The organism is Heyndrickxia faecalis, assembly GCF_040267745.1.
GTDB lineage: Bacteria > Bacillota > Bacilli > Bacillales > Bacillaceae_C > Weizmannia > Weizmannia faecalis.
The window spans coordinates 1,206,374-1,219,700 of the sequence record NZ_CP158453.1 but is presented as its reverse complement, the minus strand read 5'-3'; the positions used below and the strand labels follow the sequence as shown (position 1 = coordinate 1,219,700).

Sequence of the window (13,327 nt, the reverse complement as noted above, 5' to 3'; positions counted from 1 at the left end):
TTCGTACAAATTTTTGAAATATAATGTTGACATGTACGGATGACTATAATACACTAGGGACAAATAAGAATGCGCTTACAAAATGCGTATTTACTGAACCTAGAGGAAGGAGTGGGTTACATACCAAAAAAATGTAAGCGTTGACAAAATTGAAAATTTGGTTTTCTAATCTAACTATACGAGGGGGAAACATTGTGAAAAAATGGTTTATAACGACCTGTGCACTGATTCTTGTTTTCGTCCTAAGTGCCTGTGGCAGTTCGGGGGCAAGCTCTGGAAAAAAAGGGTATGTAGGAATAGCAATGCCGACGAAATCATCGGAACGCTGGATTAAAGATGGAAACAATATGAAAAAGCAGTTTGAAAAGATGGGCTATAAAGTCGATCTGCAATACGCCGAAGATGATGTGCAAAATCAAGTATCACAGATTGAAAACATGATCACTAAAGGGGCGAACGTCCTTGTTATTGGTGCTATTGACGGAGAAGCATTAACCGATGTTCTCAAAAAAGCGCATGACCAAAAAATTAAAGTGATTGCATACGACCGGTTAATCCGGAATACGAAATACGTAAACTACTATGCTACCTTTGATAATTACAAAGTCGGCGTTATACAAGCAAAATATATTGAAGATAAACTTGGTTTAAAACAAAATAAAGGGCCATTTAATATTGAATTATTCGGAGGATCTCCGGATGATAACAACTCGCTGTTCTTTTATAACGGCGCGATGTCCGTTCTGAATCCGTATATAAAGTCCGGAAAACTTAAAGTGTTAAGCGGCCAGACGAAGTTCAACCAAATTGCAACGCTTCGGTGGGATGGGGCAACGGCACAATCCCGGATGGATAATATTTTAAGTGCCAAATATACAAATGCAAAAGTAGATGCAGTGCTCTCTCCATATGATGGCATCAGCATTGGCGTGATTTCATCCTTGAAGAGTGTCGGCTATGGTTCAAAAGACAAACCGATGCCAGTGATTACTGGGCAGGATGCAGAGTTGGCTTCTGTAAAATCGATCATCAAGGGTGAACAAACCCAAACCGTATTTAAAGATACAAGAAAATTGGCAAAACAGACAGTGAAAATGGTTGATCAGATGCTGAATGACAAGAAAGTGGATGTCAATGATACAAAAACATATGACAATGGCGTAAAAGTTGTTCCATCTTATCTTTTGGATCCTGTTTCTGTTGATAAATCCAATTATAAAAAGGTGTTGGTTGACAGCGGTTACTATAAAACAAGCGAATTGAAATAATATTTGGCAATGGGCTTTCCATTTAGAATGACGTCCTGGAACAGGCGGATCAAACAGTCGTGATAACAGGTACGGTTTTCTTTTTGGAATGCCCTTTTCTGTATAACGGGGGTGAATCAATTGGTTGAATATATATTGGAAATGAACGACATTACAAAAGAATTTCCTGGGGTTAAAGCACTTGATAATGTGAATTTAAAAGTAAAAAAAGGCGAAATTCATGCCCTGTGCGGTGAAAATGGCGCAGGAAAATCAACCCTCATGAAAGTATTAAGCGGTGTTTACCCTTATGGAACGTATTCGGGAGACATCTTATTTAATGGAGAAATTTGCCAATTTAAGGATATAAAGCAAAGTGAGGCTCTGGGAATTGTCATTATTCATCAGGAATTAGCGCTTATCCCCGATCTTTCAATTGCTGAAAACATTTTTTTGGGCAATGAAAGGGCAAAAAATGGCGTGATTAATTGGGCAGAAACATTTATTCAAACTGAAACGTTATTGAAAAAAGTCGGTCTGAATGAATCACCAGATACATTAATCCGCAACATTAGCGTCGGAAAACAGCAGTTGGTTGAAATCGCAAAAGCTTTGTCAAAAGAAGTAAAACTGCTGATTTTAGACGAGCCTACCTCCGCTTTAAACGAGACGGAAAGTGAAAACTTGCTTTCCCTTATTTTGGAGTTTAAGGAACAAGGCATTACTTCTATTATTATTTCACATAAATTAAATGAAATTATGAAAATTTCTGATTCCATTACGATATTGCGGGATGGCAAAACCATTGAAACGCTAAATGTAAAAAAAGATAACATAACGGAAGACCGGCTCATTCGCGGAATGGTGGGAAGAGATTTAACGCATCGCTTTCCTGATCATACACCAAAAATAGCTGAAACCATTTTGGAAATTAAAAATTGGACCGTTTGGAATCCTGCCAACCCGGAACAAAAAGTTGTTGATCATGCAAATATTACAGTAAGAAGAGGAGAGATTGTAGGAATTGCGGGTTTAATGGGAGCTGGCAGAACCGAGATGGCGATGAGTATTTTTGGACGGTCATATGGAAAGAAAATGGAAGGACAAATAATCAAAGATAACAAACCGATTGAAATCAAGTCGGTTCAGGATGCAATACGCCATGGTTTTGCCTATGTAACGGAAGACCGGAAAAATCTTGGTCTTAACTTGATCTCAAGCTTGAAAGAAAATATGACGCTGGCGAATCTAAGAAAAATTTCCAACAAATCGGTAATCGACGAGGGAAAAGAGATTGTAAGTGTTGAGGAGCTACGTAAAAAGCTGAGGATCAAGTCTTCCAATGTGATGCAACTGGTTGGGAATTTGAGCGGTGGCAATCAACAGAAGGTTTTGCTGAGTAAATGGGTCTTTACCGAACCGGACATCTTGATTTTAGATGAACCAACCAGGGGTATTGATGTCGGTGCGAAATATGAAATCTACACCATTATTCATCAACTGGCTGATCAGGGGAAAGGCATCATTCTCATTTCATCAGAACTTCCGGAGTTACTGGGAATGGCCGACCGGATTTACACCATGAACAAAGGAAAAATTACCGGGGAAGTCTTAAAAGAAGAGGCAAATCAGGAAATTTTAATGAAATATATGACGAAAGTTGGGTGACCTCAAATGGATTCTATCCTTCAAATGATGAAAAAAAACATGAGACAGTATGGCATGTTTATTGCGCTTGTTCTGATTATGGTTCTTTTTCAAGTAATTACGGACGGGATCTTGTTAAGGCCGTTAAACATTACCAATCTTGTTATGCAGAACAGTTATGTATTGATACTGGCCATTGGTATGGTCCTCATCATTATTGCCGGCCATATTGATTTATCTGTCGGTTCCGTTGTAGCTTTCATCGGAGCAATATCTGCTGTCCTGTCCATACACATGCATCTGCCGACAATTGTTGTTTTTGTCATTTCTTTAGCAATTGGTGCATGCATTGGTGCCTGGCAGGGATTTTGGGTTGCCTACGTAAAAATTCCGGCATTTATTGTGACGTTAGCTGGAATGCTCGTTTTTCGGGGCCTGACGATGCTGATTCTTAAAGGCGAATCACTGGCCCCTTTTCCGAGAAACTTCCAACTTGTCAGTTCTGGTTTTATCCCGGATGTTTTTAAAGGAAGCTCCTTAAATATTTTGACCATTGCGGTCGGGCTGTTATGTACAGTTGCCTATATCTTCATTGAATTAAATGGAAGAAAAAAGCAGAAAAAATATCAGTTGCAAACAACATCGGGACCGTTGTTCGTTGCTAGAATTATTGTTATTGCATGTTTGATTAATGTATTTTCGTACATTTTTGCGACGTACGAAGGAATCCCTTACATTTTGGTAATTTTAATAGCCTTAATTCTTGCTTACTCGTTTGTTATGAAAAGAACAACAATGGGCAGACAGGTATATGCAATTGGCGGTAATGCAAATGCAGCGAGTTTATCAGGGATCAAAACACCACGCGTAACATTTTGGATTTTTGTAAATATGGGAGTGCTTGCCGCATTGACGGGATTAATTGTTGCAGCCCGTCTAAATGCAGCAACGCCAAAAGCGGGAACGAACTTTGAACTTGATGCCATTGCAGCCTGTTTTATCGGCGGAGCTTCTGCTTATGGAGGAATTGGCACAGTCGGCGGAGCAATCGTAGGTGCGCTCGTAATGGGAGTGATGAACAATGGTATGTCCATTCTTGGCCTTGGCATAGATTGGCAACAAACGATTAAGGGCCTTGTCTTGCTTCTTGCTGTTGCGTTTGATGTTTATAACAAAAATAAAGCGGTTTAAAAAGAAATTGGCGCAAGGCTGTGCAAGTTTGCCTTGCCTCAATTATGTACCTTTAAGTACGTAAATGCCTATTAAGCACAAACAAAATAAATGTCTTGTACATTCCAGGGAGGAAAACAGCATGTTGAAAATAAAAGATTACGAGTTTTGGTTTATCGTCGGAAGCCAGCATTTATACGGCAAAGAAACGCTGGATGCTGTAAAGGAAGATGCGGAAAAAATCATTAATGAAATCAACGCAAGCGGCAAGCTACCGTACCCGATCGTATTTAAAACGGTTGCCACAACAGCCGACAGTATCACGCAGGTCATGAAAGAAGTCAACTATAACGACAATGTCGCCGGTGTCATCACCTGGATGCACACATTCTCGCCTGCGAAAAACTGGATCAGGGGAACGAAACTGCTGCAAAAACCTTTGCTTCATCTGGCTACACAATTTCTGGACCATATCCCGTGGGAAACGATCGACATGGATTACATGAACCTGCATCAAAGTGCCCATGGCGACAGGGAATACGGATTTATCAATGCGAGACTGAACAAAAATAACAAAGTCGTTGTTGGCCACTGGAAAGATGAAAAGGTCCAAACCCAAATCGGGCAATGGACGGATGTTGCTGTTGCTTTCAATGAAAGCTTTAACATTAAAGTAGCGAGATTCGGCGACAACATGCGCAATGTCGCAGTCACGGACGGTGATAAAATCGAAGCACAAATTCAGTTCGGCTGGACAGTCGACTATTACGGCATTGGTGACCTTGTTGCGGAAATGAAAGAAGTCACCGATCAGGAAATAGAGGCCGTTTATGCGGAATGCCAGGAAAAATATGAATTGGTGGTTGGAAACAATGACCCGGCCTATTTTGAAGACCATGTGAAAGAGCAAATCCGGATTGAAATTGCCTTGCGCAAATTCCTTGACCGTGGCGGGTACACAGCATTCACTACAAATTTTGAAGATTTGTGGGGCATGAAACAGCTTCCGGGGATGGCGGTCCAACGGCTGAATGCGGAAGGTTACGGTTTTGCCGGTGAAGGGGACTGGAAAACAGCCGCACTCGACCGGTTGGTGAAAATCATGGCACATAACGAAAAAACCGGTTTTATGGAAGATTATACGTACAATCTGGTAAAAGGCCATGAAGAAATACTGGGTTCCCACATGCTTGAAGTAGACCCGACTTTGGCAAGCGGCAAAATCAGGGTAGAAGTCCATCCATTAGGCATCGGGGACCGTGAAGACCCTGCACGGCTCGTCTTCGATGGCACGGATGGAGACGCTGTAAATCTTACGGTTTCTGATTTTGGTGACCAGTTTAAACTCGTTATGTATGAAGTGAATGGAAAAAAACCGGCTGAAGCAGCGCCGAAACTGCCTGTCGCACGCCAGCTTTGGACACCGAAACCAGGTTTTTATGAAGGGGCCCAAAAATGGATTGAAAACGGCGGCGGACATCATACTGTCCTGTCGTTCGCAGTCACTGCTGAGCAAATTGAAGATTTTGCGAAAATGGTTGGCCTTAAAACTGTAAAAATTTGAATTTAGCAGTAAACAAATAAAAAGATGCACTTCTTTAACAATTTGCCACAACGATTAGGGAGGCCGGAAAAAAATAATCCGCAGTACCGGTGTCCGGCAGAGCCAGGGCTAGGAAGAGGTAATGATTTTAAGACTTGGGAAGTGAAAAAAATGAATTTAATCGAAACTTCACAGGCAATTCAGCAGGGAAATGTTTCTCTCGGCATCGAACTGGGGTCAACCCGGATAAAGGCCGTACTTGTCACGGACGATTTTGAAACAATCGCATCCGGCGGCTATGTTTGGGAAAACAAATTTGAAAACGGCATCTGGACGTATTCGTTGGAAGAAGTGTGGGAAGGGATTCAAAGAAGCTATGCCCAAATTGCGGCAGACGTCCAGGGGAAATACCATACGACTTTAACAAAAATCAGTGCCATTGGTGTAAGCGCTATGATGCACGGGTATTTGGCTTTTGCAGAAAACGGAGAGCTGCTCGTTCCTTTCAGGACATGGCGTAATAACATCACCGAACAAGCGGCGGATGAATTGACTGAACGATTTCAATTTAATATTCCGCAACGATGGAGCATTGCCCACCTTTACCAGGCGATTTTAAACCAGGAGCCCCATGTAAAGGATATTCGCTTTATCACCACGTTGGCCGGTTATGTACACTGGAAATTATCCGGAGAAAAGGTGTTAGGAATTGGCGATGCTTCCGGTGTTTTTCCGGTGGATGAAGAGACCGGCACCTATCGGGAAGATTTTCTTGATACGTTTGACCAGCTTGAAAATGTGGCGCCCTATCCATGGCATATCGGGAAAGTGCTGCCAAAAGTATTAAAAGCCGGCGAATATGCGGGTACTTTAACAACCGAAGGAGCGGCCTTATTGGATGTAAACGGAAATCTTCAGGCAGGCAGTTTGATGGCTCCGCCTGAGGGGGATGCCGGAACCGGGATGGTGTGCACAAACAGTGTGCGCAAACGGACCGGAAATATATCCGTCGGCACCTCGGCATTTTCGATGATTGTGCTGGATCAGCCGCTTGAAAAAGTGTACCGCGATATTGATATTGTCACAACGCCGAGCGGGGCGCCCGTGGCAATGGTCCATATCAACAACTGCTCGTCTGACATTAATGCATGGGCAAACCTGTTTAAACAATTTGCTGAACGGCTCGGTGTTGACTTGCCGGCGGATCGTTTATATGAAACTTTGTTTTTGGTGGCTGCAAAAGCGGATCCGGATGCAGGCGGCTTGCTCAATTACAGCTACTTGTCAGGCGAGAACATTACAAAAATGCCGGCCGGGCGCCCGCTGTTTGTCAGGAAACCGGACAGTGCCTTTACATTGGCCAATTTTGTCCAGGCCCAGTTGTATGCGGCATTTGCACCGCTTAAAATCGGGATGGATATTTTGAAGAATGAAGAAGGAATCAAAACGGATGTCCTGATTGCCCAGGGCGGCCTGTTTAAAACACCGGTCATTGGCCAGCAAGTATTGGCCAATGCATTAAATACGCCGATTACGGTGATGAGCACTGCCGGTGAAGGCGGCGCCTGGGGGATGGCCGTGCTCGCGGTTTATGCAAAATCCGGAAACGGGAAGCAAAGCCTGGAAGACTTTTTGGACCAAAACGTGTTCACCCATCCCGAAAGCATGACGCTAAGCCCGGAACCTGAAGGCGTTTCAGGGTACGAAGCCTTTATAAAAAGATATGAGGCGGGCTTGCCGGTTGAGTCGATGGCTGTAAAGTCGATTGGATAGCAGAAGGCGACGGCATACAATAGAAGCATAACCAACAGGGCTTGCCATTTAGCAAGCCCTGTTGACTTTATACCGGATCCGGCTGCTTCAGAATATCTGACTACCGGAATCATGATCTATTAAAGGCAGATATCATTACAAAAACTTTTGGCCTATTCATAAGTTGTTTTCGAAAAAAGGCAGAATCCATGATATTACTCATCGTTATCACAGATTGCTTTCTCCTCCCTATTTTTTTCCGTCCAATTGTCATTTGAATGATCAAGCGGCTTTACTGAATCCCTTTTTACCAATTCTGGTTCATATATTTTTGAGGTGACTGGTTGCTTATTAAGCATATCAATGATCATTTTACCAGCATCAAGCCCCATCTTTTCCTGCGGATGGCGAACAGTCGTCAATGCCGGATTGATAAACTTTGAAAACTGGTAATCATCAACTCCAATAACGGAGAGATCTTTTGGTACGTTCAGACCGATTTCTTTGACAAAATTCATGACTTGAATGGCCAGTTGATCGTTGTAGCAAACAATTGCAGTCGGAGCAAACTCAGGGCGCGACAGTATTGTATGAAGTTTTTTAAACAGATTGATTTTGTTTTCCTCTGTCTGGTACATCATGATTTCACCCATATTCGAAATCTCAGGGTGCTTCTGAAAAGCTTTGATGTAACCGTTCATTCGATGTATACCTTGCTTATCGTCCACTTTAAAAATCCCGACAATTTTTTTATGCCCCAGGGAAATTAAATAATCTGTGACCATTTCGCCGGTTTTTAGATCATCCATGACCAAGTACGGGATATTCATGTCATCGTAAACCGCATTAATAAACAGCATTGGAATGCCCAGTGATTTGATGTTGTCGTAAATGCTTTTATTGGTATTGCTCAATGCGCTTTTTGTCGGTTCAATGATTAATCCGGAAATTTTATTTGACAATAAATTGGACAAACTTTTCCGCTCTTTCTCCGGATTGTTTTGTGTGTTGGTAATCAAGATGGAATATCCATAGTTTGATACATAGTTATCAATTCCCGTGATGATATTTGGAAAAATATAATCGGATATATAAGTTGTAATCAAACCGATTGTTTTATTTTTCATGACGGTTTGGGGTTTGCCTTTCCAATCGTCAACAAAAATCCCCCCGCCCTGAATACGGTAAACGAAATTTTCTTTCTCCAGCTCATCAATTGCACGCCTTACTGTAAACCGGCTTACCTGGTACATTTCCATTAGTTCTGATTCGGTTGGCAATTTTTCACTTACTTTGTACTCTTCCGTTAAAATTTTTTCTCTAATATCCTGCTTAATTTTTTCGTATTTTTTGCTCATATTCATGTAAGTTTCCTTTTCTAGTATTGAAGAACTTAGCAAATCAGCAATGATTGTTACGTACATATCCGGCAAAAAAATAAAATTTGTGATCTGGGTGGCCACGGTGGCGTAATCCAGTTTCCTTTCGATATTTGTACGTATCATTATAACACGAATGCCCTTGCACAGGAAGAGGACTAAAAAACCGTCTGTTATTCCCGTAATGTATTTTATTCATCTGGATGCAGCAGGCAAAAATCAGGGAGTGCAAGCACGGCTTTCACTCCCCTCCTGTATCATTTTTTAATTGTAAACTCCCCAATCTCCTTCTCCAGTTCCTCCGTGAGGGTGAACAGTTTTTCTGTGTAGCGGGAGAGTTCGCCGGCTGAGGCGGCTTGTTCTTCCATGGAAGATGAGATTTCTTCTGAAGCGGCAGCGGTTTGCTGGGAAACAGCGGAGAGGTCTTCAATCATTTGGACAACGGCATCTTTTTGTTCCCCGATCGAGCGGATCGATGCAGCTTCCTGTTTAATTGAGCTGAGCATCTTCTCCAATCCTTCGGCCAAAACGGCAATTGAAGTGCTCACGGAGTTGACCGCTTTTCTCTGCCCGGTGCTGATTTCATTCGTTTCCTCCATGACGTCCACTAGTTCTTTCATGTCTTGGAGCACGTCCGCAATCGTCGCCCGAATATCTTTTGCCGACTGTTTCGACTGCTCGGCCAGGTTGCGCACTTCATTGGCGACAACGACAAAGCCTTTTCCGTTTTCACCGGCGCGCGCCGCTTCAATCGAGGCATTTAATGACAATAAATTCGTCTGTTCAGCGATTTGCGTGATCACATCCGCGACTTGTGCGATTGATTTCGATTTTTCATTCAGCCCGGCCATCATCGATGTGACTCTTTCAAAAGCCTGTTCCAGTTTTTGATAAGAGGCTTCAAGATTATCGACCTGTTTCGTACCGGATTGGATCTCTGTTCCTGCTTGATCCACCGCATTTTCAATGACCTGCGATTGTGCGGCAAGCTTTTCGATTTCGCCGCCCAAATCGCGCATTGCATTTGATCCGGTTTCAATATGATTGGACTGGTTGGCTGCGCCTGCCGCAATTTCTTCCACTGCCTTAGAAACATCCGTCACAGCCGCTTCATTCTCTTTTGTTACCGTACGAAGGCCGGCAGCCGCATTGTTGACGTTATCGACACTGTCGCTCACTTTTGCAATCAGGCTGCGCATATTGTGAAGCATGGCGTTGTAACTTTTAGCCAGTTCCCCGATCTCATCATTGGAGCGGAACGCAAACGCTGTAACCAGATCCCCTTCCGCCGTTTTTGCCAGCACTTGCTGCAGGTTTTTGATAATCTTCACGAGCCGGCCGGAAATCAACACAGCAAAAACAATGCCGATCAAAAGCCCGATCCCGATGGAAAGGAGGCCCATTTCCTTTATTTTTCCAATCTGAGCGCTGAACTCGGACTGCGGGTTAAACGAGGCTACTTTCCAGCCAGTTTTCGGGATCGTTGTGGCATAGACATCATACCCTTCCCCGTTCCAGTGAAAAGTTGCGGTCGCTGTCTTTTGACGATAAATCTTTTCGACAAAAACAAAATCTTTGTCAAGCCGGGTGCTGCTTTCAAAATCTTTTACCCCTTCTACTTTTCCGCTATTTGCCGGCTTGGCATTTTTCCCGTCGCCGTTTTTTAAAAACGACGTCACGATCACGCCCTTTGCATCGAAAATCGCAAGTTTGTTGTTTGAATCGCGTTCGATGTTTGTCCGGATCTTGCCCATTTCGGATAAATTGATGTCATATCCGACGGCGCCTGCCATCTTTCCGCCCGAAAAAACCGGCGCGACAACGGACGTCATAATGGCGCCTGTCACCTTGTCTTTGTAAATATCCATCCACTGCAGTTGCGGCTTTTTCTGCAAATAGCGGTATGTATTCGTATTGCGCACGTCCAGATCAAGCTTCGCATACGGGGAAATATGGAGTTTTCCCGTCCGGAAATCCATATAATAAGCGGAAACGAGTTGCTTGTTCCGTGTCTGGACCGATTTGATTTTGGCTTCAATATCCTGCATCTTGTTTTTCCGCTGGAGATCCGTTCCGACAAGGCCGGCGAGCTCGTCAAGCGAGGTTTCGTATTTTGCAAGTCCTGCTTCCACCTGCGATGCCGCTTCGTTTGCAACCATTTGATTGACATCGCGGTTTTTCGTTTTTAACAGATGGCTTGTAGTGGCATATTCCAGTCCGACCGTCGCCAAAATGGATATCAACATGGCGGCGCAAATCAGACCACCCCATTTGACGGTAAGCGGAATGAATTTCTTTTGCTTTTTCAATGCTGTCTCCCCTTCGTTGTACGTTCTCACTTATTAGGTATCGGAACCATCCCGCAAAAGCTTTAGGCAAGGGCTTGAATTCGTTGTTTTTGAAAGTTTTTGATATTGGGGGCCCGGCTTCAGGACCAAAGCCAAAACGGAAGGCATCTATAGCGACGGAGTGGGATTCATTTTGCAGCAAAAAAACGGCGGAGCATGCCCCTGCCGTTTTTTCGCCTGCTATTCGCCGTACTGCGCTGCGAGCCGGTTCAATGCCTTGTGCAATTTTTCATATACCACTTCCTTCTCCGTCCGGAAATCTTCCCCTTCCCGGAAAAAAACCGGCGTGCCTGTAACAAGCAATCGTTTCGTCTTGCTGGCGTACAAAGGGACAAACTGGACGTGGCGGCCGGTTTCTTTGTAAAAATATTTTTCCAAATACAGGAAACCCTCGTACATCCCTTTTACACCCGCCGCGTTGTCTGTGTAGTCAATATCGGGATAAATGGCGATGCTCTCCCCGTTCTTTAACGCTTCGACGCTTTCCTGAAACGTCCGGATGATTTTGCGCGAGCTCCGGAAAACGGGAATGCCTCTCCCGGATTTCAGCAGCTTTGTGATCATGAATGAGAGAAAAAAGGCGGCCGGGTTCGCCAAAGCCCGCGGAAAGCCGAATCTTTTTGTGAACGTGTAATCGGCGTATTGCCTGCTGCAAGATTTGCGGTCAAGAAAAACGTGCAAAATCCAGGTGCGGATAAATTCCGGATACCAAAGCAATATAACAAACGGGCCGAATAAATTGCGATGGTGTGAAACATAAACGGCAGGTCCGGCAATTTCCCCGGAAATTTGCGCTTTGTAAGACGGATAAACGAAACGCACAAGTTGGCGCACTGATTTAAAAAATAGTCCGTAACCTTTAGCCATGGCGCCTCTCCCCTGCCAGTTGCCCATATTCCGGGTAGCCGGAAAAAATTCCCCAATGAAGCTGGAGCTGGTAGAAGAAAAGGGCAAGAAAAAGGCTTGCAATCGTTTTTGCCAGCACGGGATCAAATTGAAGCAGACCGGATCCGGCTTCGATGAATAAGAAAGAGACCACGATGAACAACAGGCATGCCATCAAGTACCGGACTAAAAATCGTTTCCATTTTAAAAGCCTGTATTTGACCATAAGAAAGGCGGCAAAGGCAACCACCTGTGAGGCAGCAGTGGCCGCGAGCACTTTCCATACATGCGGAATCCCTGCCAGGACATACCGGTATAAAAGCGAGAAACTGAGCATATCTGCGATTAAAAAGATCAGTGCGGGAAAAGCATAATAAAAAAGCCCGGATATGATTTTACGGAAGATTTTCAACGAATCTTTAACCGGCCGGTAATGGGTACCTTCGTTGCGGTTAAAATAAATGGTGCGGATCGGCACTTCCCGGATTTTTACGTTCATTTTTCTTGCATAAATGAGCATGTTCATTTCATACTCAAACCGTTCGCCTTTCAGCGCCAGCAGCCAGCCGAGCTCCTGCTTCGGGATGCCGCGCAAGCCTGTCTGCGTATCGCCGATCTCTGCGCCGTACAGGGCTTTAAAGAGAAAGCTTGTCAAACGATTGCCGAACCGGCTTTTGGGCGGGACATGCTCCAGGCTAAAATCCCGTGCGCCGAGAATGATGCTGTGCGGATGTTGCCGGAGGCTTGCTGCCATTTTTTCAACATCTTCCGGACTGTGCTGGCCGTCACAATCTGCTGTGACCACACCGGAAAGGCTGCCGTGATGCGCCAAAATATGAGCAAAAGCTGTTTTCAGCGCACGCCCCTTCCCGCGGTTCGCCGGATGATGGAGCACGGTGCATCTCTCTTTTTGCGACAGCATCTGAAAAATCGGCGCACATGCCGGGCTGCTTCCATCGTCCACGACAATAATCCGCGCCGCTCCTTTTGCCAACAGGCGATCGGCATAATGGACGAGCTGCGCTTCCGGATTCAGTGCCGGAATGACAACTGCGACATTTCCGATCATATCATCCAACCCCCTTTTAAACCAATCTGTCTAGAAAAATATCCTATTTTCATATTACATGGAAAAGAGGAGAAAAACAAAGAACCGGCATTGTTCCGGTGCAGGGAAACGGCCGTTTTTCCGAACGCCAATGCCTTACTCTTAAACGGCAGCGCGTGCCCGTTTGCCCCGAGAAAATGCTCAATCGAATGGTCCCCGGCTTCCTTTTTACTCCATTCGCAAATGCTTTTCCGACAAAGTCCAGGTGCTCTTTTTCAGTAACTTCCCGGCGAGTGTTTTCCCCCCGC

At 44.3% G+C, this 13,327-nt stretch carries 9 protein-coding genes; 5 read left to right on the top strand and 4 right to left on the bottom strand.

The features are described from left to right. Positions 1-194: 194 nt before the first annotated feature. From chvE to ABR335_RS05635, 5 genes are all read left to right on the top strand, one after another. A complete protein-coding gene (gene chvE / locus ABR335_RS05655; protein WP_350346652.1) occupies positions 195-1,268 on the top strand; it encodes a multiple monosaccharide ABC transporter substrate-binding protein in 1,074 nt (357 codons plus the stop codon). A gap of 120 nt (positions 1,269-1,388) precedes the next feature. Beyond that, the gene (gene mmsA / locus ABR335_RS05650) at positions 1,389-2,915 is read left to right on the top strand and encodes a multiple monosaccharide ABC transporter ATP-binding protein (protein ID WP_026684698.1); all 1,527 of its coding nucleotides are present in this window, start codon (positions 1,389-1,391) and stop codon (positions 2,913-2,915) included. Between the two features lie 6 nt (positions 2,916-2,921). Next, a complete protein-coding gene (gene mmsB / locus ABR335_RS05645) occupies positions 2,922-4,085 on the top strand; it encodes a multiple monosaccharide ABC transporter permease (protein ID WP_017550147.1) in 1,164 nt (387 codons plus the stop codon). A 121-nt stretch (positions 4,086-4,206) separates the two neighbouring features. Further along, a complete protein-coding gene (gene araA / locus ABR335_RS05640) occupies positions 4,207-5,628 on the top strand; it encodes an L-arabinose isomerase (protein ID WP_350346651.1) in 1,422 nt (473 codons plus the stop codon). A gap of 150 nt (positions 5,629-5,778) precedes the next feature. Further along, positions 5,779-7,380, top strand: coding sequence for a xylulokinase (locus ABR335_RS05635; RefSeq protein ID WP_350346650.1), 1,602 nt, complete (start codon positions 5,779-5,781; stop codon positions 7,378-7,380). Positions 7,381-7,574: 194 nt separating this feature from the next. Here the strand turns inward: ABR335_RS05635 and ABR335_RS05630 are convergent, their stop codons facing one another. The 4 genes from ABR335_RS05630 to ABR335_RS05615 all read right to left on the bottom strand — a co-directional run bounded on the left by ABR335_RS05630 (position 7,575) and on the right by ABR335_RS05615 (position 13,040). Continuing rightward, entirely contained in the window at positions 7,575-8,723 is a 1,149-nt protein-coding gene (locus tag ABR335_RS05630; protein WP_026685163.1) for a GntR family transcriptional regulator, read from the bottom strand. Between the two features lie 272 nt (positions 8,724-8,995). Continuing rightward, the gene (locus ABR335_RS05625) at positions 8,996-11,047 is read right to left on the bottom strand and encodes a methyl-accepting chemotaxis protein (protein ID WP_350346649.1); all 2,052 of its coding nucleotides are present in this window, start codon (positions 11,045-11,047) and stop codon (positions 8,996-8,998) included. Between the two features lie 219 nt (positions 11,048-11,266). Beyond that, on the bottom strand, positions 11,267-11,953 hold the full coding sequence (locus ABR335_RS05620; RefSeq protein ID WP_035184213.1) for a glycerol acyltransferase: 687 nt from the start codon (positions 11,951-11,953) through the stop codon (positions 11,267-11,269). After that, positions 11,946-13,040, bottom strand: coding sequence for a glycosyltransferase family 2 protein (locus ABR335_RS05615; RefSeq protein WP_350346648.1), 1,095 nt, complete (start codon positions 13,038-13,040; stop codon positions 11,946-11,948). The genes ABR335_RS05620 and ABR335_RS05615 overlap by 8 nt, the downstream gene beginning before the upstream one ends. Between the last annotated feature and the right edge of the window lie 287 nt (positions 13,041-13,327).